Source organism: Chitinophaga horti (assembly GCF_022867795.2).
In the GTDB taxonomy this organism is placed as follows: Bacteria; Bacteroidota; Bacteroidia; order Chitinophagales; family Chitinophagaceae; genus Chitinophaga; species Chitinophaga horti.
Genome location: NZ_CP107006.1, coordinates 3,706,260 through 3,727,876, shown reverse-complemented (window position 1 = coordinate 3,727,876; position 21,617 = coordinate 3,706,260). Strand labels below are relative to the sequence as shown.

The 21,617-nt window shown below is 52.7% G+C and carries 17 protein-coding genes; 6 read left to right on the top strand and 11 right to left on the bottom strand.

The annotated features are described in order from the left end of the window. Positions 1-8: 8 nt before the first annotated feature. The 4 genes from MKQ68_RS15030 to MKQ68_RS15015 are packed head-to-tail and all read left to right on the top strand — an operon-like array spanning position 9 to position 2,126. Positions 9-242 carry a MoaD/ThiS family protein gene (locus MKQ68_RS15030; protein ID WP_244839533.1) on the top strand — a complete coding sequence of 78 codons (234 nt, stop codon included), beginning with the start codon at positions 9-11 and terminating at the stop codon, positions 240-242. A gap of 13 nt (positions 243-255) precedes the next feature. Beyond that, positions 256-672 carry a molybdenum cofactor biosynthesis protein MoaE gene (locus tag MKQ68_RS15025; RefSeq protein ID WP_244839531.1) on the top strand — a complete coding sequence of 139 codons (417 nt, stop codon included), beginning with the start codon at positions 256-258 and terminating at the stop codon, positions 670-672. A gap of 3 nt (positions 673-675) precedes the next feature. Next, positions 676-1,593, top strand: coding sequence for a bifunctional molybdenum cofactor biosynthesis protein MoaC/MoaB (gene moaCB / locus MKQ68_RS15020; RefSeq protein WP_264279837.1), 918 nt, complete (start codon positions 676-678; stop codon positions 1,591-1,593). Further along, entirely contained in the window at positions 1,590-2,126 is a 537-nt protein-coding gene (locus tag MKQ68_RS15015) for a molybdenum cofactor guanylyltransferase (RefSeq protein WP_244839528.1), read from the top strand. The genes moaCB and MKQ68_RS15015 overlap by 4 nt, the downstream gene beginning before the upstream one ends. Positions 2,127-2,131: 5 nt before the next feature. Here the strand turns inward: MKQ68_RS15015 and MKQ68_RS15010 are convergent, their stop codons facing one another. From MKQ68_RS15010 to MKQ68_RS15000, 3 genes are all read right to left on the bottom strand, one after another. Beyond that, positions 2,132-3,283 carry a sigma-54-dependent transcriptional regulator gene (locus MKQ68_RS15010; RefSeq protein WP_264279836.1) on the bottom strand — a complete coding sequence of 384 codons (1,152 nt, stop codon included), beginning with the start codon at positions 3,281-3,283 and terminating at the stop codon, positions 2,132-2,134. Beyond that, entirely contained in the window at positions 3,280-3,594 is a 315-nt protein-coding gene (locus tag MKQ68_RS15005) for a hypothetical protein (protein WP_264279835.1), read from the bottom strand. Before MKQ68_RS15005 ends, MKQ68_RS15010 begins: the two co-directional genes overlap by 4 nt. A gap of 138 nt (positions 3,595-3,732) precedes the next feature. Further along, entirely contained in the window at positions 3,733-6,516 is a 2,784-nt protein-coding gene (locus MKQ68_RS15000; protein WP_264279834.1) for a TonB-dependent receptor, read from the bottom strand. A 90-nt stretch (positions 6,517-6,606) separates the two neighbouring features. On the opposite strand from MKQ68_RS15000, the gene MKQ68_RS14995 reads away from it, so the two are divergent. Further along, complete coding sequence (locus MKQ68_RS14995; RefSeq protein WP_264279833.1) at positions 6,607-6,780, top strand: hypothetical protein; 174 nt, start codon at positions 6,607-6,609, stop codon at positions 6,778-6,780. A gap of 51 nt (positions 6,781-6,831) precedes the next feature. Here the strand turns inward: MKQ68_RS14995 and MKQ68_RS14990 are convergent, their stop codons facing one another. The 8 genes from MKQ68_RS14990 to MKQ68_RS14955 form a co-directional block, all read right to left on the bottom strand. Continuing rightward, complete coding sequence (locus MKQ68_RS14990) at positions 6,832-7,500, bottom strand: GDSL-type esterase/lipase family protein (protein WP_264279832.1); 669 nt, start codon at positions 7,498-7,500, stop codon at positions 6,832-6,834. A 90-nt stretch (positions 7,501-7,590) separates the two neighbouring features. Continuing rightward, on the bottom strand, positions 7,591-9,384 hold the full coding sequence (locus tag MKQ68_RS14985; protein WP_264279831.1) for an FAD-dependent oxidoreductase: 1,794 nt from the start codon (positions 9,382-9,384) through the stop codon (positions 7,591-7,593). A gap of 1 nt (position 9,385) precedes the next feature. Further along, positions 9,386-10,711: a hypothetical protein gene (locus MKQ68_RS14980; RefSeq protein ID WP_244839517.1), complete on the bottom strand. Its 1,326-nt coding sequence runs from the start codon at positions 10,709-10,711 to the stop codon at positions 9,386-9,388. 44 nt (positions 10,712-10,755) lie between these two features. Next, a complete protein-coding gene (locus tag MKQ68_RS14975) occupies positions 10,756-13,209 on the bottom strand; it encodes a hypothetical protein (RefSeq protein WP_264279830.1) in 2,454 nt (817 codons plus the stop codon). A 3-nt stretch (positions 13,210-13,212) separates the two neighbouring features. Beyond that, a complete protein-coding gene (locus MKQ68_RS14970) occupies positions 13,213-14,922 on the bottom strand; it encodes a RagB/SusD family nutrient uptake outer membrane protein (RefSeq protein ID WP_264279829.1) in 1,710 nt (569 codons plus the stop codon). An 11-nt stretch (positions 14,923-14,933) separates the two neighbouring features. Beyond that, complete coding sequence (locus tag MKQ68_RS14965; protein ID WP_264279828.1) at positions 14,934-18,287, bottom strand: TonB-dependent receptor; 3,354 nt, start codon at positions 18,285-18,287, stop codon at positions 14,934-14,936. 283 nt (positions 18,288-18,570) lie between these two features. After that, positions 18,571-19,734 carry a FecR family protein gene (locus MKQ68_RS14960; protein WP_264279827.1) on the bottom strand — a complete coding sequence of 388 codons (1,164 nt, stop codon included), beginning with the start codon at positions 19,732-19,734 and terminating at the stop codon, positions 18,571-18,573. Positions 19,735-19,834: 100 nt separating this feature from the next. Beyond that, the gene (locus MKQ68_RS14955) at positions 19,835-20,428 is read right to left on the bottom strand and encodes an RNA polymerase sigma factor (RefSeq protein ID WP_264279826.1); all 594 of its coding nucleotides are present in this window, start codon (positions 20,426-20,428) and stop codon (positions 19,835-19,837) included. A 106-nt stretch (positions 20,429-20,534) separates the two neighbouring features. Between MKQ68_RS14955 and MKQ68_RS14950 the strand changes: the two genes are divergently transcribed. Beyond that, on the top strand, positions 20,535-21,488 hold the full coding sequence (locus tag MKQ68_RS14950; RefSeq protein ID WP_244839507.1) for an ABC transporter ATP-binding protein: 954 nt from the start codon (positions 20,535-20,537) through the stop codon (positions 21,486-21,488). Positions 21,489-21,617 lie beyond the last annotated feature (129 nt).

Genomic DNA, 21,617 nt, shown 5'->3' with positions numbered 1-21,617 from the left:
CATTATACATGTCGATGACTATTTTAGTATTCGGGCGGTTGCAGGACATTGTGCAACAGGCATCGCTGGACTGGCCCGCGGTAGCAGATACAGCTTTGCTGCGACAGCAGTTGCAGGAGCGGTATCCCGGGCTGGCAAGCGTGTCGTACCGTATATCGGTGAATAAGGAATTGGTGCAGGGTGAACAGGACTTGCACACAGGTGCAGAAGTAGCATTGTTGCCACCATTTTCCGGCGGCTAAAATCAAAAAGCACATGAAGAACATTTTCATACAAGGCCCCGTGCCGGCCACGCTGGTGACGGAGCAGATCCAGAAACACAGCCATCTTGAGCAGATTGGTGCGCATAGCATCTTTCTCGGACAGGTGCGCCGCGACGAAGGCGTAACGGCGATTGAATACACGGCTTACGAAGCCATGGCGCTGGAGCAGATGCATGAAATACGGGAGGCGATCATTCCGAAATATGGCCTGTCTTGCATGCATGTGTATCATAGTTTAGGTATAGTGAAAACAGGTGAGATATGCCTTTTCGTTTTCACCTCTGCACCTCGCAGAAAGGCGGCTATAGCGGCTTGTGAAGACGCGCTGGAACAAATCAAAACAAAACTTCCCATCTGGGGAAAGGAGATATTTGGAGAAGATGCATTTCAATGGAAGCAAAATACTTAGGGCATGATCAACATTACTCATAAGAATACAAGTCTGCGCAAAGCTATCGCGCAAGCGGTGTTAACCGTGTCGCGACAGGAAACGATTACTGCTGTCAGCGAACGCAAAGTGCCCAAAGGTGATGTGCTGGAGTTCTCACGGGCGGCGGGTTTGCTGGCGATCAAAAAAACGAGCGATGTAATCCCCGACTGCCATCCGCTACCGGTGGAATATGCGGGTATTCAGCATGAAATAGATGGATTGAATATTATCATCAACGTGGAAGTACACACGATCTATCGCACCGGCGTGGAGGTAGAAGCCATGCACGGCGCGGCGATTACCGCACTTACGATGTATGACATGCTGAAACCGATCGATAAAAATGTAACGATCGGGCAAATTAAACTCGTCGATAAAAAGGGAGGGAAGTCCAACTTCCGCGAACAGCAGGAAGATCTGCAATGTGCCGTGATCGTTTGTTCCGATAGCGTAAGCGCCGGCAAGAAACATGACCTGGCAGGGAAAGCGATCGTACAGGTATTGGAGCAACACGGATTACAGGCGGCCGCTTACGACATCATCCCTGATGATATAATGCAGGTGCAGGAAAAGGCAAAATTCTTACAGGCAGCTGGTTTTAAGCTAGCTTTATTCTGTGGTGGTACAGGTCTTTCCCCGAGAGATACAACGCCTGAAGCCATCGCTCCGCTGCTCGACAGAACAGTGCCGGGCATTATGGAGGCCGCCCGCACTTACGGCCAGGAACGTACTCCCTACGCGATGCTGTCCCGCGGCATTGCCGGCTTTATGGGCGATATGTTAGTAATTACTTTACCCGGCTCCACGAAAGGCGCGGAAGAAAGTATGCATGCCCTGTTTCCACACGTGCTGCATATTTTCAAAGTAGCACGCGGCGCACAACACTACATAGAATCATGATCGGCCTGGTACTTTGCGGCGGCAACAGCACCCGCATGGGAACGGATAAAGGCATGTTGCCCATCGGTAACACTACCTGGGCGCAGCATGCTGGTAGTCAGCTCGCCGCGCTCGGGCTACCCGTGGTATATTCTGTGAACGAAAGCCAGGTGCCTGCTTACACCGAACAAGGCATAAAGCCCCTGATCACAGATGATGTGGAGCTGCAGATGGGCGGTCCGTTAAAAGGCATCTTATCCGTGCATCGGCAATATCCAACCGAAGATATATTCCTGCTCGCCTGTGATCTGAAGGATATGCATGCGGACGTGCTGCAACAGGTACAGGCAGCGTTCAACGGCACCACTACGATTTACGAGAATGCTGGGTTTGACGAGCCGTTATGTGGTATTTACACAGCAGAGGCGCTGGCGCAGCTTGCGGGTGCGACGTTGCCTAAGTACAGTATGCGTTTTGTACTGGGTTTGATACCGGTGCAGCGGTTGATGGTGCCCGGGAATTGGCGGGGATATTTCTTTAATTATAACGAGTAGAAAAGCTACCTCCCCATCAACACCTCCGTCACAATTCCTCCCTTCGCCATAATAATACTCCGCTCGATCACATGCTCCAGCTCCCGCACATTGCCCGGCCAATCGTAAGCAACGAGCTGCGATAGCGCAGCAGGAGCAATCGTAACCACAGGCCGCCCCGTACGCTCCGCAAAGCGCATCAGGAAATGCTGCACCAGTTCCGGTATATCTTCTTTGCGCTCCCTCAGGGGCGGCAAATGAATGGGGAAGATGTGCAGCCTGTAATACAAATCCACCCGAAACCTGCCAGCCGCCACTTCTTTTTCCAGGTCGCGGTTCGTAGCGGCAACAATACGGGTATCTATTTTCACCGGGGCTTTGCCGCCCAGTTTCTCGATTTCTTTTTCTTGTAAGGCGCGTAGTAACCGGCATTGCAGGTCGGTCGACATTTCTCCTATTTCATCCAGGAACAACGTGCCACCATGTGCCTGTTCGAACTTGCCGGCGTGTTTCTCTGTAGCGCCGGTGAAAGCGCCTTTCTCATGGCCGAACAACTCAGAGTTGATCAGGCTTTCGGGCAGGGCGGCGCAATTCACTTTCACGAGTGCTTTATCGCGGCGGGGCGATAAGCGGTGGATGCAGGCGGCGATCTGCTCTTTGCCGGTGCCGCTTTCGCCGGTAATAAGGACGGATGTATCCAGCGCCGCAACGAGCTTTACATCTTCGAACACCTGTAGCAGCAAAGGGTGACTGCCCACGATGCCGTCGAAACAATTGCCGGCTTGCTGTGGGCGAAGCGCGACTTTTTGCTGGTGCAGGTACAACGCGATTTCAATACTTACCAGCACATCCCGCTCGCGGAAAGGCTTTACCAGGAAGCCGTAAGGTTGGGTGGCCTTGGCGGCCGCTAAAAGATCTGCACCCGAGTTGGCAGAAATAAAGATAAAGGCAATACGTTGTTCGCGCAGCCGGTGTGCCAGGTCTATTCCGGTTTCGCGGCCGGCGAGGTGAATGTCGAGCAATACGAGTTCGGGCTGGTGTTGTGCTGCCAGTTCCTCCGCTTTAACGACGGAGCGGGCAATGCCACATACATGGTAGCCCGCCTTTTCGAGGGTGAGTTGCAGGTCGCGGGCGACGATCAGTTCATCTTCCACGATCAGGATGTTGGATGTATTCATAAATTCCGGGTATTTGAGCCCATTTCCCGCTCTTCCTGGAACACAATGCTGATCATTAAGCCGGGCTCGTTGTTCATCGTGATGACACCGTTCAGCTGCATGGTGAGCAGCTGGATCAGGTTAATGCCTGTTTCCTGCTGCGATGTATTGCCAACGCGGTAGCCGTAACAACATAATCCTGCGACGAGTACGGCGACTACGATGCCCGCCCAGGTAAGTTGCTGCATCAGCCGTGCTTCCAATGCAGCTGCTTCCGCTGCCAGTAAGGCCGCGTAGCGGTGGACATTTGTAAAAGATGTTGTATGGGACATTGTATGTATCGGCCGGGTTAGCCCTTTCAGCGCCACAGGCGGTACATCAAAGCTAAAGATTAATCACAAAGGCCGGGAAGCTTTACTGCTCCCGGCCTTCGTTATCGATGAATTGTCCAAACCTTACGCTGTTTTTGTCTAACCCTTCGGTAGCAATCCCCTGAATGAATCAAAGGTGAGGGTCACATAATATACGCCGCCAATCGCTGGCAGACCGTAACCCTGGTACGCATAATAGTTCAGCAGGTTGCTCGCGCCGAGTTTGATGTTCGTCATCGCTTTCGGGAACTGGTAGTTTACCTGCGCATCCATGGTGGAGTAGGCACCGATGCGGCCGGGACGGTTATCGTTAAATGATCCGTACCAGTCAAACCCATCCTGCCAGCGCCAGGCGACATTGAAGCCTACATTGTTCCAGATGTTTTCGCTGCCTGCCGTTACCACCATGCGGAAGCGCGGCGTATTAAAGGCCGGGATATTATTGGGATTGGCATTACGCATGTTGAACTCCGCCCAGGTACCATGTGCACTGAGGTGAATTTTATCGCTTAACAAGTAACGTGCTTCCAGGCTCGCGCCCTGCGAGGATACTTTGTCGCTGCCGTTGGTGAATACTACAAATACCTGGTAGTTGCGGGTCAGCAAATTCATTGCGGCGTCCGTGTTGATCGCGCCGGTAGCATCCTTCACCGGTGCATCGGGACGCACCATGCGGCTATTAATAATAAAGTTCGTGTAATCGTTATGGTAATAGCTGGCTTCCAGGAATAGCTGATCGTTTACCTGTCCGCGGTAACCAACTTCTACTGTGCGTATCCGCTCAGGCTCAATGTATTTTACGTTCGCCTGTTGCAGCCTCGCTTTATTCGCTGCTACGGCGGCCTCCGTAGTGCTGCCCTGTTGAATAGCGCGGTTGACGGCCACGCCGAAGCTGTCTACACTGGTAAGGGTATACGAATTTTCATATACATTCATGCCTTTACTGTTGGCAGGTGCGCCACCCAATACGGTGAAGGCGCCGGCATTACTTTTATAAAACTGCTCGGCCGGAACAGGGCTCCGGAATCCAGTCTGGAACGACGCCCGCAAAAAATGCTGCTTCGCCACTTCATAAGATGCGGCTACTCTTGGCGTAAACCTGCCTTTAAAGTTCTGGTTCTTGTCATAACGGATGGAGGCTACTATATTCAGTCTTTCCCGGAACAAGTGTTTACCCGCCTGTACAAACGCACCACCTTCACGGATCACGATATCGCCGTCCTTATCATCGAACAGCGAGCCATTGGTGAACATATGATAACTACGGAAGTTACCGCCGGCAATGAGCTGCACCGGTCGAAACAGCTGGCTGAAGTCGTATTGACCTTCTGCATGATACAATTTGCTTTCTGAAAAGATGCGCGCACCTTCCGGTCCGTCGAGGCGGGAGAGGCGTTGTTTTTCCTGTTCAAACGCGGTACTGCCCGGCAGGTATCGGCCCTGGTCCGCAAAGCTGCGGGCGGCGCTATGATTGTTCGCGGCTACGCCGGTTACATTGCCTTTGTAAGCCGCGTCGTAACGGTTAAACCACATGTCGTTAGCCTGCGTAATGGGAACAGCATTGCCATTCAGGTCGCGTACCCAGGTAAGGTTAATGGCCTGTCCCAGTTTGCGGGAGTTGTACGAGTCGCCTGCATCCTCTATTACGCCATAGGCGCGTATGAAATATTGTTTGGAAGAAAGTTCGATCTTATGCTGCGTAACCAGGTAGTCATTGAGGGAGCTGCGGTGGCTGCCTGTCTGCGACACAGTCGCCTGGCCCACGTTCGCCTGGTAGCTAAGGTGAGTGGTTTCGTTGAACTTGTAATACAGCGCACCGTTCAGGCGCAGGTTGTAAACATGATAGTCCATCAGGTCTTTTTCCGCATAACCTGTACGGCTTACACGCCCGATGCCTGCGAGCGTTTTGCTCACTTCATCACCATACACGTTCAATGCATTACGCGCAGGGTTCGCATCGCCGCGCTGATCCTTGGGGGTAGCGGCATCCACATCTTCATAGTTCGCTGCAAACCAATCCTGCCCGGTAAAATAGGAGGCGTTCAATTTAAACGCAAACCGTTTACCGATAGGTCCGGCGTAACGCAGGGCGATATTGTACAAGCCTTGTGCGCCGGTGTTTTTATCGTTTACGTGATTAAGGCCGGACTTCAACTGTACACTCAGTCCCGGGTATTTGAAAGGATCTTTCGTATGCATGGCCAGCACGCCGTTGAAGGCCACCGGGCCATACAGGGCAGCGGCGGAGCCTGGGATGATCTCTACGCTTTCAATGTCGAGGTCAGACGGACCAAAGGTATTGCCCAGTGCGAAGTTAGTACCTGGCGGCTGGTTGTCCACGCCATCTATCAATTGTAAAAAGCGCTGGTTCGATCCCGAGCTGAAGCCGCGGGTGTTGATCTGCCGCAGGTTAAGGCCGCTGGCAATCATCTCCACGCCTTTGTAGTTCTGTAGACCTTCATAAAAGTTTGGGGAAGCCGTTTGTTTGATCGCCCGCTGGTCCATCTTGTCGATGCTCAATGGCGATTCGATCAGTCGTTCTTCGCGGCGCGTGGCGGCTACGACTATTTCATTCATAAGTTCATCACGGCTTTCGAGCATCAGCATCACAAAGGTGAGGTCAGTGACCCGGGTATGCAGCGTCACGTAACCCAAACTGCTGACGGTGAGGGAGAACGGTGGCCGAATGCCCTGGGCGAAGCGAAAGGTGCCGGAACTATCGGTGACCACAGCGGTATTGGTACCGCTAATGAGTACGGTGGCGCCTGTAACAGGCTGCCTGGAAGCCGCGTCGTAAACGGCGCCACGTAAGAGTGAGTCCTGGGCCGATGCAGGAAATTGTACGGCCATAAAGAACACAAGAGCAAGAAAAATTGCTTTCATACGGTAGGGGAGTTTAAGGTGTGTGCTGACGGTTAGTTGGTTACTGTTGTGTTAATCTTCGCACTTAAAAGTAGATATAATCTTTCTAACATGAAAGCGATAGGATCGCAGTGGGATATTTATAAAAGCAAAAACCGCCTGCAGGAGCGGATCTTGCAGGCGGAATATTTTTTAGGGATTGTTTTTCTCTTCGTCATTGCGACCGCAGGGAAGCAAACATCCGCTCTGGTCTTCGCGAATGACCACGTGGAGACTACGCACTAAGGTTGCTTCATTTCATTCGCAGTGACGGCGAGGGAACGATCGTCCCCATCGCTACTTCACCAGATACGGCTCCATAATCTTCTGCCAGATCGCATACCCCTCGGGTTTCATATGCAGCATGTCCTCTACGAACAACTCCGGCCTTGGCTGACCATTAGCGTCCAGCATGGCGTCGAAGATGTTGATGAAATGGGCGTTCTTTTGCTTTTCCAGGAAGGCTTTTATCTGTTTGTTCACCTCGATCATGGCAGCCATGTGTTTCGTACGGCTCGGACTTGGTTTCAGGGAAACGAAGTCGATGGTGGCGTCCGGGAGGTTTTCGCGGATCATGCCGTAGAGCGTTTTGAAGCGATGTACTACTTCGTTGGCGTCGGGCCCGCCGGAGGCTACGTCGTTTTCGCCGCAGTAGATCACTACTTGTTTGGGTTTGTAGGGAAGCACTACATCGTACACGTAACGGATCACGTCTACCAGTGTGCTGCCGCCGAAGCCACGGTTAATGATAGTATGATTGGGAAAGTAGGATTGTACGTCCCTCCAACGGGTAAACGAAGAGCTGCCTACGAACAGGATCGCCTGCTGTTGCGGGGCTTTGGCCGCGTCCTGTTTCTTGAAGTTGGTAATATCAGTCCAGAATGGCGGTGCAGCAGGAGCGGGTTTCTCTTGCGCAACCGCGAAACTGGTAATAAAAAAGAGCAGCAGGGAAGCCAATACTTTCATAGACGTGAATGTTTTTCTGTTCGTCAAGTTTAATACAAAATCATGAGTAATCCCAGTATAAAAGTGATCAATGGCTTCCCTGCCGTAGTGTTAGTCTTTGATGATGCCCATCAGTTCTGCAAGATGTTTTTCGTATACGCCTTTGGGTGAGGTGTTGTTCTTTTTGGCCACGTGTGCCGCATAGCCAACAACTTCGCCCATCATACCACAGGTGCGCATAACGCGGGTGCTGCCGAAGGCTACGTGGGTGGTGCTGATGTTACGGCCGGCCATGAACAGGTTGCTGATGTTGCGGCTGTACAGGCAGCGGTACGGAATGGTATAAGGCGCTACGCGGATGTGTTTAGTGCTGGCGAAGAACTCCTGACCCTGGAAGTACTGACTGTTCTTCTCATTCGGGAAGTGAAGGTCGATGGTCCAGGTGGCGGTTACACAGCCATCGGGATATTGTTTACCGTCCTGGATGTCCATTTGAGTAAGTACATGGTCGCCAATAATGCGGCGCGATTCACGTTTACCGCCGATATAGGCTACCCAGGCCAGCTGGTGTTTGGCATATTTTTCTTTTTTGTGATTCTTGAGATACGACCAGTTGCCGTAGATCGCCCGCAGGTTATGATCGCGCAGTTGTTCGGCCTGGTAGATGGTATTGAAGTTGCCAAAACCGGTTTCCCATTCCCAGTCGGACTTAGGTTCGTCGATGTGGTATTCTTTCGAGAACTGTAATGCCCAGGGTGTTTCAGGGAAAGTTGATTCGGTATCCTTCGGTAAAGATGCCCACAGGTTAGAGGTACCTAACGTAAAGCTGTCGGGCTTCTCGGCTGCCAGTGACTCACCGGTTTGCGCTTTGCTCTCGCGGCCGAAACGGTAGTCGGCACCCGCCAGGTAACCTACAGTGCCGTCGCCTGTGCAATCGGAGAAGTACGTACCGGTAAAACGGTAATCCTGTCCGGTAGCGATATCGCGGCCAATAACAGCAGTGATCTTATCGCCTGATTTCTCCACTTTGTACACGTGTGTGTTGAGGTGCAGGGCCAGGTTCTTTTCCGCTTTTACGATCTGGATCTTACGGGCGTCGCCGTACTCGTTGGCGTCGGGGTTACCGTTGCCGGGGTCGCCATTGTCCATTTCTCTTACGATACGACCCAGTTTTGGATATACGTTCTTGTCTATATCACCCATGAGGTGCACACGTACTTCGGAGCTGTTGTTGCCGCCGAGTACGGGCCTGTCCTGGATGAGCGCCACCTTTAAACCCAGGCGTGCGCCGGAAATAGCCGCACAGGTACCGGCAATGCCGCCACCTACTACCACGAGATCATAGTTGCCTGCATCTTTTGGCGTGTCGGTCAGTTTCAGCAGCTTGTTACGGAAAGCCGTCAGCGCTTCCACATTGTTCGGAGGCGTAAATTTAGCCGCATCCGTGAACAGGATGGCGTCGCAGCGGCCGTTGAAGCCGGTAAGGTCATGCAGCGCGACTTTCACTTCTTCGCTGTTGATGGTGGTTTCGCCACCATCGTACCATTTCCACTGATCGTTGCCGCTTTCACCGAATACAGGCGTTAACGCTTGTTCGCCAACGGTAACGGTAAAACGTCCCGGACCTTTGGGAAACGGTGCCCAGTCTTTGGTGCGCACCCATACGCGGTACTTTCCCTTTTTCGGGAAGGTGACGGTGGTGCTGGCGTCTTTTACAGGCCTGCCCATGCCATGCGCCATCAGGTAGCTGGAGTGGATCACGGGAAAAGATTGCTGGTCGATAACCCAGCCGCCCCTGTCTTTAAACGATTCTGTTTCTACGAACACATGTTGCTGTGCAGAAGCGCCGGTAGCGGCGAAAAGCAGCAGGCACAGGCAGCTCAATAACGTCTTTAGTTGTTTCATATCAAAGCGTGTTTTTTTCGTATTGCTGTATCTGGGTTTTTACTTCGGCGGAAGGTTTGAATCGCTTCAATACCGCGTGAATACTGGCGGCATCGCCCGGACCAGGGTCCTGGAGATGCTTCGCCAGTTGCAGTTGGGTTTTGGGAGATAACTGTCGTTGTGCAGCCAATGCAGCGAGCATCAGTTTAAACTGCTCGTTATTCGATGCTGTCAGCACTCCGGCCAGTTTCCCGCTTAATGTATCGCCCAGTGTTACTTCTGTTAGTTTCTTTAAGATCGCATTCTGCAAAGGGTAGGATGCCTTTAGATACCAGCCCCATAACCATCGCTGCATCGCATCTCCCGAAAAGAAAGCAGGAGCTACTTTTTGTAAAGCATGACGGGCGGTGAACAGGTTGTCGCCTGTCATCACCTGCTGCACGTCCTGCTCAAATCCTTTGCGCACGATGCCTTTGGGATTAATCACCCGCTCCATCGCCCAATACTGGTAGTGATGATTGCCCGGCTGCATAAACCGATGCAACAGCGCCGGACTTTCATACTGCGCGGTAATCTTTTCCATCTCCTGTTTCACCGCACCATTCGCAAGATGCCACAACGTAAAGCAGGTATACACCGCGCCTTCAATCACTTCGGATTTAAGCTTCTTCGGCGTAGCGCCTGTTTTACCATCCGCCGAGTCAGAAAGGTTTTCTGTGCCTGGTGCGGTGAGGTCGGTGATTAGCAGTTCGCCGAAAATAGAGCCAGGGTTCGCGAGGATGCCTTGCAGCTTTTCGTAATCCTCCTGCTTGAAGGGCTTGTGATCTGCCTTGGTCAGTATCTCTCCCGGAGGGAAATCGAAGCGCTGATAATTGCCGAGCAAATCCCAATAGAGATTGATGTAGACCGGCTTACACTCACCGGTCAGACATACTGGTGTGAAGATGTTGCGATAGTAATACAGTGGTTTCTCCTGCGCGTCGAGCACGAGCTTCAGTTCAAAGGAGATAGTGTCGTGCAGGCGTATGGTGTAGCTTTTGGTACGAAGCGAATCGCTAAGGTCGGATGTCGCACGCACCTGCCACAGGGCACCAACACCCGGCATGGCATCCGCAGCCACCACCGCGTCAATACCGGGCACCGGATGAGCAGCAACCACCGCGTTAACACCAGGCGCCGCATCCGCAGCAACCACCGCGTCAATACCAGGCGCCGCATCCGCAGCAACCACTGCGTAAACACCAGGCACCGCATCCGCAGCCACCACCGCGTCAATACCGGGCACCGCATGAGCATCCATACCATTTATGCGCAGGCCACCACCCGCGAAGGCAGCGCCCGCGCACAAGGTTAGAAGTATTAATTGAACATGGATCAAATACCGGGTCATGATTATTTATACGTAAGCCAGCAAGTCGCTGTACAATCTTTATCAGCCTTTACGCGTACCCACCTGGCCTCGAAGCCCGCAGGCAACGTGTGCTGGTAGGTTTGGCCGGGTGCAACTTTCACTTCGAGATAAGGCATCCAAACGCCCGTACCCACCGGATCTGCTTCAATGGTAAAAGTAACGGCACCGGCAGCAGTATGCGATAAGGCAAGGTTGCGCTGATCGTAGAAGCCCACCAGGTAAGGGTCGGAAGCTACACCGGCTTTCACCGCACTGTTCTTCCACGGGCCGCCACGCCCAGTCGGTTTACCTAACTTCCACAGGTCGTCGATCACCCCAGCCCATACGGCCGCTTTCTTATCGTTTGATACGATGATGTGTTCACCGGCTTTGGCGTTCGGGTCTAAACCCGTCAGTACCAGCAGTCCACGGTAAGAAGCGTAATCGTTGATACGATAATTGTGAGAAGCCACGGGGCGGATCTTCGCATAGCCATCAGCATTTTCAGCAGGCAGTTCGTAGAACGTACCGTGACAGTTAAACAGGTCACGCTCGGTTGCTACTTCGCGGCATACGCGCAGTGCGGCGTTATGGGTGAGCGGCGTAAACGCATCATTGCCCATTGGCAGGCGCCAGCGGCGGCCTGCATCGTCTATTACAAGTACGGAAGCGGCATCCACGGTTACCGCGTTCTTCGGTATCGCAAAACGATCGCGGATGAAGGCGCTGGTGGTATCGTCTGTACGTTTCACCAGTTCCATATCATCGGTGAGTTCGTAGTAACCGTTTTCGGTAGACTGTGCACCGTTGTAGCTCAGCGCATTCATGCCCATCGTACGGCGATCATTGCCCAGCCCGTAAATGAGGCCGCCGTTTACTTTAGCGGAAGTTACTTTCGCTAAACCATTAAACAGGGCTGCAGGTTGAGTATTACGGGCATCTTTGCCTTTATAAGAGAAATGTAGTGTTGCATTGGTGGCCTTATTACTCTTCGCCTTGATCCATTCACCTTTCGCGGTGTTGTCAAACTCGAGCTGCGCTGCTTTGCCGGCAGGCAGGTTCAGTGTTTTTACTACTTCTCCATTATCGGTTTCGAAGGTGAATGTAGCCGCCTCGCGACCATTGTTCTGTAACCAGGCCGAACGTACCGGCCAGCCTGCGAACAGGAAGGGTTCGGAGTACTCGTTCGCTTTTACATCTTCCCTGATCCATACCGCGCCTTCGGCAGTTACCGGCCCCAGTTGATCGGGCAGTTGCAGGGAGGTGAACCACAGGTTTGAGTTCGACTGGCCCGGACCTTCGATATTACCTTTCGCTTTACGTTTGTTCAAAAACTCTTTCTGGGCAGAATCGTCACAACCGAATACCAGCTGATCGTTCCACCGGGTGAAGTCGCCCACCACACGCAGGTAAGCACTACGCGGACGAATACCCACAGTATTGTCAGCACTAAATGTACCAGGGAAACGCCAGAACATGCCGTGCATGGTCATCAGGTAATCGGGTTGCGAATTGGTGCCGACGTTGCGGATGCGAGGCCACTCTGTGTTCCAGCCATGTGCGCCGTCGTAACTGTGACTGGCTTTCGGTAACCGGAAGAACTGCCATCCACCGTTCTGGCGTAAGCCTAACAGTACTGATTTATGGTCCCAGCCAGTTGCCCAGATCGGATCGGTGGCAGGATTCGCATTGCCGTTAATACCGCCCGGCCCCGTCACTTCTACGAATTGGTTGCGGCGAACCACTTTCCAGTCTTTACCGTCCCACTCGGCCAGCACGCCGGATTGGATATCGTATTTCTTCTCTGCCTCTTTCGTAGGCTCTCCGTTGTTGGAATAGATCATGACCCCCTGTCCGGAATACAGCCCTTTACCATGTGCGCCAGGCAGTAGATCTTTCACGGGAGAAGTAGGATCAGTAATCACTTTACCGTTCTTATTCCTGTCGGGATAAAGCTGCTTTGGCTCCAGCGTATGCACGTCTACTTCGTAAAAACCTTCTTCCATGGTACCGTAATAGATCTTGCCGGAAGGATCGGTGAGGTGACGCGCATTGCCGGTATGGCGGCCCTGCATCTCGGTGTAAGGAATGGTGCGCACCTGCCCTTTGTCGTCGATGGCGTAGGGGCCGATGAACAGTTGTTTACTTTCAGGATGTATCATGCGGTTGGCGGGAGTACCACCAATACTTTCACTGCGCACGGTTTGCTGCAGCTGCGGGTTTATTTCATACAGTTTGTCGGACGAGCCGTAGGGCAGGTGAGGGCCGTAAGTAATCACCCACAGGTTGCCCGCCCAGGGCACTACCGCGCCGGTACCACATTCGCCTTCCTTGTTGTACATGGCCAGCTTCGGGTATACGCCGCTGAAGTTGCGCGGTGCGGCCATTTGACCGGCCGCATCGCGCATGTTAATGAATAAACCTAAAAAGAGTATAGAAAAGGATAGTTTCTGCATTTGCTAGTAGTTGTCGTTTTGGTCCAGACCGCTGGCCAGTACTTCGGTGGATGGAATAGGCCAGAGGTATTGTCTTGTTTCGTCGAATTTGCGCAGCGCTACTTGTTTGATCAGGCCGGCAGTAAACATGGGTGTAAAGTCGGGCGTGCCATTTTCATCAATGGCTGGCGTGCCTGGGAAGAACCACAGTCCGGGTTGCACCACTTTCGCCCGCAGGTCTGCCGGGTCCAGCATGCCATAATTAGGCTGGTTTAACACTTTGCCGGCGATCTTCCAGCGGATGATATCCGCATAGCGATTGCCTTCCAGGGCAAACTCCATCCTGCGTTCTGTACGTACAATGGTGCGCAGTTGCGCAGGGTCAGTAGTTACTACGGCAGGATAAGCAGCCGTATTCGTGTAGGCTACGCCGTAAGCCCTCGCCCGTACCTGATTAATGGCGTCGAGAACAGTTTGGTCGATCTCGCCCAGTTCGATCCTGGCTTCGGCGTACATCAGCAGCACGTCTGCATAACGGATAATGATCTTATCCGGCTCCACCTGCCACGAGTTAAGCAGCCAGTCGCCATCGATGCCTTTCTTGAACACAAGGCCGTTAAACGACGCGTATTGCGCTACAGAGCGTGTGTCGTTATTGGTCACCTGCCTGCCGGTAGTGGTTTGCAATGTTTTTAATGAATCGGGATGTGGTTCATACACAAAACCCAGGTGCGCCGTACCATGCGGAACGATGGTTGCTGCGCAACGAGGGTCGCGGTTGTCGAACGGTTTGCGTGGATTGAACAGCGGCGATTCGTCGACAGGCAGCCCGTCCTTACAAAGGAACGAGAACAACAGGTCCCAGGAAGGGTCTTTGGCCGCCCAGCCGCCGGCATTTCTCGGTACAAAGTTCTGGCAGTCGCCCTGCACTACTTTTAACGCAATAGAGCGTGGCAGTGCAAAGATGCTTTCCTGCGAGTTCTTTGTTTTAGAAAGGAACAGGTCGGGGAAGCTGGTATGTAATTTATAAAGGTTAAGCGTCATGCAGGACTGGGCAGCATCGCGGGTAGTGGTCATATCGCCCATCTGGATGGCGATACGGGCCTTCATCGCGTAGGCGGCACCTTTGCTGGCACGCTTCAGTTCATTGGAGCCGAAGGTGGCTTTCAGGTGAAGCGCCGCACTGTCAAAGTCGGCATAAATTTTAGGCAGCACTTCGGAAGCAGGCACCTGTTTCAATGCGAGGGCCTGCTCAATGTCCAGCGCTTTTTCGGTGTACACGATGTTGCCGTAGTGCGACAATAATCTTGAATAAAAACAGGCACGGGCAAAACGAGCTTCGGCAGAATAACGGCTGATCTGCTCCGCAGTTAAAACACTGGCCGCACGGTCCACACTTTCAATCACCGCATTGGCACGGGCAATGGCTTTGTAGGTGTCTTTCCACCAATCTTTCACGAAGTCTGTTTCACCATTGATAGTAGCACCAGTGATGGGCGTCACCGCATCGCGGTAAATGAAATCGTCGGTCCATTCATCGCTGTCTTCTTTCCAGAACACTTCTTTGTACAGGCCGTTGAGCGACATCTCAATTTCCGCCGCGTTCGAGTTCCAGGTCTCGCTGGAGCCGTCAGACAGTGGGTTGAGGTCGAGAGAGCCACAGGCGGCCAGGCTTACAGCCAGTGCGCCGGCCGCAAACATATTATATACAGGTTTCAGTTTGATCAGTTTCATGTGGCGCTGTTTTAGAATTTAACAGATGCACCGATAACAAAACCGGTGGTGATGGGATAAGTAAGATTGCTTTGCTCAGGGTCCCAACCTTTAGGATACTTGTTCAGTGTAAACAGGTCGGTGGCAGTAGCGTACACACGCAGGTTCTGCATATGCACTTTGTTCACCAGTTCGCGCGGCAGGTTATAACCCAGGCTCACGTTCTTTAAACGGAAGTAGCGACCGTTAAACATCCAGAAGTCGGACATTGCATAGTTGTTACCTGCTGATGTATTGGTGAAGCGCGGATAGCGGGCTGCCAGGTTCTGCGCCTCTGTTTTATAAGCGCTCCAGCTGCTGCCGTCGATCACGGTAGGGAAGTTGCCGAAGTTCTCGCGCAGCGGTTGTATCATGTCAGGCGTAAGGCGCACATTCCTTTTACCAACGCCCTGCACAAAGATGCTCAGGTCGATGTTTTTATAACCTGCGCTGATGGAGCCGCCGTACATGTAACGGGGCAATGAACCTCCAAGCAGCACACGGTCGTATTCAGGCGAAATTTTACCATCAGGTACACCGTTCGGGCCACTGATGTCGCGGTACTTCACGTCGCCTGCTTTTACGGTAGCGGCAGTTACCGGCGATTTGGCCACGTCGGCCGCCGTCTGGAACAGGCCTTCTGAAACGTAACCATACCACTCGTTAAACTCACTGCCTTCGATCTTGATCTGGTCGCCGATAAATTCTGTGCCGCCCAGGTTGCCCATCTTGGACCGGAAGTCGGACAGGTTAGCGGAAATGCTGTAACTGAAATCGCCTACACGATCGTTCCAGTTAGCTTGTAACTCCCAACCGTTCGTATACATCCGGCCTGTGTTCTGGAACGGGTTGTCGAAGCCGATGTAGTCGGGAATCTCCAACTCCAGCAGGATGTCGCGGGTGGTCTTTTTGAAGTAGTCGGCCGTAACGCGTAAACGATTGTTGAGGAAGTTGACGTCTGCGCCAAAGTTGTAAGACTCCGTGGTTTCCCAGGAAATGTCGCGGATAGCGTACTGCCACTGCGCCGCTGACTGGCCCGATACCACGGTGTTGCCCTGGTAAAACAGCGAACTGTTTTCGAAGGAAAGGATTGCCTGGTAGGGATAGTTACCCTTGATACGTTCATTACCCAGGGAACCCCAGGATGCGCGCAGTTTCAGGAACGACAGCCATTTCTCGGTGCTCTTCATAAACTCTTCACCCGTTACTACCCAACCTGCAGAAACCGACGGGAAGGCACCCCAGCGATAGCCGGAAGCAAAACGGGAAGACGCGTCGTACCGCAGGTTACCCTGGATCAGGTATTTGTCAGAGAAGCTGTAGGATACGCGTCCGAATACAGAGCGGTAGGCATTTTCACTGGCAGTACCACTGTTATCCCTGAACTCAAGCGGACCGAGATTAAGGTAAGGATAGTTAGATAAGCCATATTGGCCGCGGGAAGCACCCAGGCCTTCATTAAAGGCACGGAAGTACTCGTAACCTGCCAGCACGCCGAAGTCGTGTTTACCGAACTTCTTGTTGTAGTTAGCGAGGAACTGGATGGTATAACGGTAGTTGTCATTTCGGCTCTCTTCCAGTTTCGTTTCTGGCAATCCTTCGAGGTAGCCGGCTACCGTTCCGGGGTTGTTCCATGCGGTGTACGGGGCTCTCTTCTGGAAGCGTTTTATTTTATCGAAGTTCAGGAAAGGCGATACGACAGCCGATACTTTTAAACCTTCTACCGGCATGACGTCTATCGCTACTTTAGCGCCAGCCTGGTTGTACCATTCCTTTTTAAAACCACCGTACTTCAGCTGACCGAGGATGTTAGCACCGTCTTTACCGGAAGCCAGGCGGCCGTCAGACCACTCCCCGGCATAAATGCCCGGCATGATGCCCATCTTGTAAAAAGGCTCGTCGTCATAACCATCTGCCTTCACGGTAGAACGATCTACCATTGTGCGGCGGAAGTTGAAGTCTACGCTGGCGTTGATATATTTATTGAAGAACAGGTCGTTGTTCACGCGCGCAGTCACCCTTTCGTAGCCACGCTGGTCATACAATCCTTCTGATTTATCATACCCCAAAGACACCCGGCTGCGCAATGTTTTACCGGCGCCGGAAAGCGTGAGCAGGTGGGTCTGGCGGGGAGCCGCATCTTTCAGGATCAGGTCGCGGAAGTTGGTTACCGGGTACTGATCAGGATTCTCTTTATTGAGTGTATAATAATTGTCGACGAGATCTTTGGTGTACGTTGGATATTCGTTGGCGTTATTACCATTGTCGTTCCAACGAAGTTCGTTCACCAGCTGCATGTAGCGCTGCGGATCCACGTACTGGGGCAGTTTGGTAGGTTTCTCCACGCCATATTCATAGGTGTAGTCTAATGCCATCTGTCCGCTCTTCGCACGTTTCGTCGTAATCACCACCACGCCGGAAGCTGCACGGGCACCGTAGATAGACGAAGAAGCCGCATCTTTCAATACAGAAATAGATTCTACGTCGTTCGGGTTTACAGAGTTGATATCATCTACCGGCACACCATCGAGAATAATCAACGGCGGTGCTGCTTCATCACTCATGGTGGTAATACCACGCACACGAACAGAAGCCGTGGCGCCCGGCGCATTGCTGCTCCTGGTGACCATTACGCCCGGCATCGCACCTTGCAGTGCCTGGGATATCTGGGTGGTTTTACGGTTGGTGATCTGCTCGCCGCTTACAGAGGCTACTGCGCCGGTAAGGTCGCTCTTCTTCTGCGTACCATATCCCACTACCACAATTTCGTCCAGGCCACTATTCGCAGCCTTGGCCATGGTAATGTCTACGCGGCTTTGTCCTGCCACGGGTATTTCCTGTCTTTCGAAACCAATGTAGCTGAATACGATCACCCCATCGTTAGGCACCCCGCGCAGGCGATAGATGCCGCTGTCGTTGGTCACCGTAGCGTTCTGTGTGTTCTTTACCACTACCGTTACGCCAGGGAGCGACTGCCCCTCATCATCGATCACCTTACCCGTGATGTTTACCACGGCAGGTGCCACGTTGGGCGTAAAGGGCAGGATGTAGGGCGCATGTTTACGGATCGTTACCGTTTTGTCGGTGATGGAGTAAGCAAGGCTCTGGTCGCGCAGAGACGCAGCCAGTAAGTCTTTTACACTCACACCGTTCATGTGCAACGTTACCGGTTTGCTGCTTTTCAGCAAGTCGTTGTCATAGAAAACAACATACCCGGTTTGTTTTTTAATGGCGGCAAACACGGCGCGCAGCGGTACGTTGGTACCGGAAAAACTGACAGACTGCGCAACGCCGGAGGCGCTGGCATTCAGCAGGGCGACGGTGATCAATAGTAATGTTAACTTCATCGCTAACAAGATTTTAGTTGAACGTGGAAAACGTTGCTTAACCACATCATTGTGCCGGGTTTGCGCCTGAGGTATGGGCATGGCGCGGCGGCTGCAAAAAATGTTAAAGCTAATTTGCATACTTTTGCTTTGTTTGGTTGAGTAATTGGACTGTCTTGCCGATTGTTCCGGGCTGCTCATCAAATGCCGCCAGAGATGTTCCCGCATTTCTGGCTTTTTTATGAGCAAGCCTCTTTAAGAATGATGACTACTTCATAACGTATTGGTTTTTATAACTCAGTTTTTATTTCATAACAGTGATTCTATTGCCGGTCACTTTAAATTGTACATCGTTCTCTTCCAGGATCTTTAATACCTGGGTAAGTGGTAAGGAGCGCTGCATGCCCCCGCCAAAGCTGCGTTTCGGAACTTCGCCTTCGTACACTACTTCCACATCGTACCACTTTTCCAGCTGCCGCATCACCGTAGCCATGTCGGCATCGTTAAACTGGAAATAACCGTTCTTCCACGCGATTACATCTTCTGTATTGATATTATTGGCGACGGTGAGTGATTGTTGTTTCAGGCTGGCCTGCTGCCCGGGTTGTAATACCGACGACACCTGTGCGCCTGCAGTGATCTTCACGGCGCCGGTCAACAAAGTCGTGCGCACGGCACTCTCGTCCTCATAGGCATTGATATTAAAGCTGGTCCCCAAAACCTGAACTTCCATTTGCGGTGCATTCACCCGGAAAGGTCTTGCTGCATCGGGTGTTACCTCGAAGTACACTTCCCCGCTAATCGTTACCCTGCGCTCGTTTGCGGCGAAATTAACGGGGTAGGTGATAGAAGAAGAAGCATTCAACCATACCTGCGTGCCGTCTGGCAACGACAGCCGATAGGAGCCGCCGCGTGGTGTACTCATGGTGTTATTGCCGGAAGGCGCACCGTTAGCAGCAGTCGCATCGTACACCAGCTGCCCGTTCGCCAGCTTCTTAACCTGCGCCCCGTTCTGTGTGGCGAGGACGCCATTGGCGGCACTGTCCAGCTCTATCACCGTGCCATCGGCGAGCGTGAGTAAGGCTTTATTACCACCGGGCTGTACTTCGTTCTGGTAGCGAGGTGTTGGTGTGGCCAGCATGCGAGGTTGGGGAGCCGGTTTCCATATGAAGAAAGCGCCTGCGCTCAATACCAGTGCTGCTGCGGCCGCCCACCCAAGGTTACGGCGATGCTTTACCACCATGGGCTGGCTTGTTGGGTAGATGTTAGACAAGATCCTTTCCGAAACGTCATCCGGCATGGGCGTGTTGGGCTCGTAAGCTGCCCAGGCCTCATCCAGGGCCGATTTTAAAGCTTCGTCGTTTTCCGACCGGTTGATGTAACCAAATAATTCGTGGCGCTCCTGTGGTGTACAGGTGCCCGAAACGAACTGGGTTACCAGGTACCGGATTCTGGCTGTCGGCGTCATTTGTATCAGTTTAATTGCATGCTGAAGCTACGTGGAACAAGCTGCGTCACTAATATGACAACCGAAAAAGAAGATATACCTAGTCTGTCTGAAAGTTTTTTTAAAAAAGAGGAGAGAGGAACGTCAGCAACGCATAACTGCCTGACGTATAAAGGTATGGGCCAACATGCTTACGCAAGGTGCGCAGCGCTTCTATCATATGATTGTTCACGGTAGCGGGCGAAATATTCATTTCACGCGCGATCTCGTCGTGCTTCAGTCCTTTATCGCGGCTGAGGGTGAACACCTGCTTTTGCTTCGGCGGCAGCTGCGCCACGGCATTTTCCAGCTTGGCCTGCACTTCACGCATGTTGAGCGCGGTCTCTGCTTCCGCTGGTGCCACCGGTTCCTGCAGGGAGGCGATGTATTGGTACTCCCGGGCGCGGCGTTTCAGTGCGTTGAGCGCCTGGTTCTGCGCCATGCGGAATAAATAAGCGCCGAAGTTGTCGATGTCCGTCAGCTCCACCCGTTTGTTCCAGAGGCGCAGGAACACATCCTGGATAATATCTTCCGCCATACCCGGAGCGTCGGTAATGCGGACGAGGAAGCCGTAAAGTTTGTGTTTGTAAGCATGGAACAACGCCGAAAAGGAGGCCTGGTCGCCCTCCGCTGCCTGCATGAGCAGCATCTTTTCTGAACGTGGTATCGGCTCCATGTATAAGTAAGGAATTGTGGAATTAGTCGCTAAGTAAAATTAATAAATAGGCCGGAGAATATTTGTTTTTTTTAAGATGACGGCGGGGCTTACTTTTGGGCGTCTTATGAATTTATTACAGGTCACCGACATCCGCAAAAAGGAAGGTCAGGAAGAAGTGTTAAAAGGGATCAGTTTCACACAGCAGTCCCTTCAGAAAATAGCCATCGCAGGGGAATCTGGTTCCGGTAAAAGTACCCTGTTAAAAATAGTGGCCGGGCTCGGACAGGCGTCCGAAGGCCTCGTTTGGTTCAATGGTAAAAAGGTGAAAGGGATCCATGAAAAGCTGATGCCAGGTCATCCCGGTATTGCGTACCTCTCGCAGCATTACGAGTTGCGTAATAATTATCGGGTGGAAGAAGAACTGGCCTACGCCAACCTTTTCTACGACGAAGATTCCGAAGAACTATACCGCATCTGTCGCATCGATCACCTCCTGAAACGCTGGACCACCCAGCTTTCCGGCGGCGAGAAGCAACGGATCTCCCTGGCGCGGCAACTGGCTACTTCGCCTAAACTGCTCGTGCTCGACGAACCCTTTTCCAACCTCGACCTGGTACATAAACAAACCCTGAAGGCTGTGATCGCCGACATCGGCGAAAAGCTCAGCATCACCATCCTGCTCGTATCCCACGACCCGCTGGACATCCTGTCGTGGGCCGACGAAATCATCCTCATGAAAGACGGCGGGATCGTGCAGCAGGCCAGTCCCGAAGTTACTTACCGCCAACCCGCCAGTCCTTACGCTGCCGGCTTGTTCGGCCGTTATACCATTTTGAAGCAGTCCATCTTCCCGGACACTCAACCCGGCCTGTTCCTGCGTCCGGAGCAAGTCGCCATCGTTGCTGAAGGCGGCATCCCCGGTACCCTCCAACGCCTCGATTTCATCGGCCACACCTACGAGGCCGAAGTGCTCGTGAACGGCGAGGTGATCGTGGTGCACATCCCTGAAGGCGGGATGGCTGTCGGGAGTGAGGTTCGGTTGGGGTTGAAGCATCGGGACTATTGGTATTTGGGGTAGTGTGTTTGCTGCGATGTTGTTGCCCGTTTCGTACTGCAATTCCGCGATCATTGGTTCCTCGATTATTGCACCAGCATTATCACTCTCCCTAGCCCCCGTTGTGTCACTCACTTCAACGGCAACGCCCGG

Coding starts and splice junctions, on each gene's coding strand:
- MKQ68_RS14955 (WP_264279826.1), bottom strand. CDS start 20,428: ATGGAGCCGATACCACGTTCAGAAAAGATGCTGCTCATGCAGGCAGCG.
- MKQ68_RS14995 (WP_264279833.1), top strand. CDS start 6,607: ATGAAAGCGATAGGATCGCAGTGGGATATTTATAAAAGCAAAAACCGC.
- MKQ68_RS14960 (WP_264279827.1), bottom strand. CDS start 19,734: ATGACGCCGACAGCCAGAATCCGGTACCTGGTAACCCAGTTCGTTTCG.
- MKQ68_RS15030 (WP_244839533.1), top strand. CDS start 9: ATGTCGATGACTATTTTAGTATTCGGGCGGTTGCAGGACATTGTGCAA.
- MKQ68_RS15005 (WP_264279835.1), bottom strand. CDS start 3,594: ATGTCCCATACAACATCTTTTACAAATGTCCACCGCTACGCGGCCTTA.
- MKQ68_RS14970 (WP_264279829.1), bottom strand. CDS start 14,922: ATGAAACTGATCAAACTGAAACCTGTATATAATATGTTTGCGGCCGGC.
- MKQ68_RS15025 (WP_244839531.1), top strand. CDS start 256: ATGAAGAACATTTTCATACAAGGCCCCGTGCCGGCCACGCTGGTGACG.
- MKQ68_RS14985 (WP_264279831.1), bottom strand. CDS start 9,384: ATGAAACAACTAAAGACGTTATTGAGCTGCCTGTGCCTGCTGCTTTTC.
- MKQ68_RS14975 (WP_264279830.1), bottom strand. CDS start 13,209: ATGCAGAAACTATCCTTTTCTATACTCTTTTTAGGTTTATTCATTAAC.
- MKQ68_RS15015 (WP_244839528.1), top strand. CDS start 1,590: ATGATCGGCCTGGTACTTTGCGGCGGCAACAGCACCCGCATGGGAACG.
- MKQ68_RS15000 (WP_264279834.1), bottom strand. CDS start 6,516: ATGAAAGCAATTTTTCTTGCTCTTGTGTTCTTTATGGCCGTACAATTT.
- moaCB (WP_264279837.1), top strand. CDS start 676: ATGATCAACATTACTCATAAGAATACAAGTCTGCGCAAAGCTATCGCG.
- MKQ68_RS15010 (WP_264279836.1), bottom strand. CDS start 3,283: ATGAATACATCCAACATCCTGATCGTGGAAGATGAACTGATCGTCGCC.
- MKQ68_RS14990 (WP_264279832.1), bottom strand. CDS start 7,500: ATGAAAGTATTGGCTTCCCTGCTGCTCTTTTTTATTACCAGTTTCGCG.
- MKQ68_RS14965 (WP_264279828.1), bottom strand. CDS start 18,287: ATGAAGTTAACATTACTATTGATCACCGTCGCCCTGCTGAATGCCAGC.
- MKQ68_RS14950 (WP_244839507.1), top strand. CDS start 20,535: ATGAATTTATTACAGGTCACCGACATCCGCAAAAAGGAAGGTCAGGAA.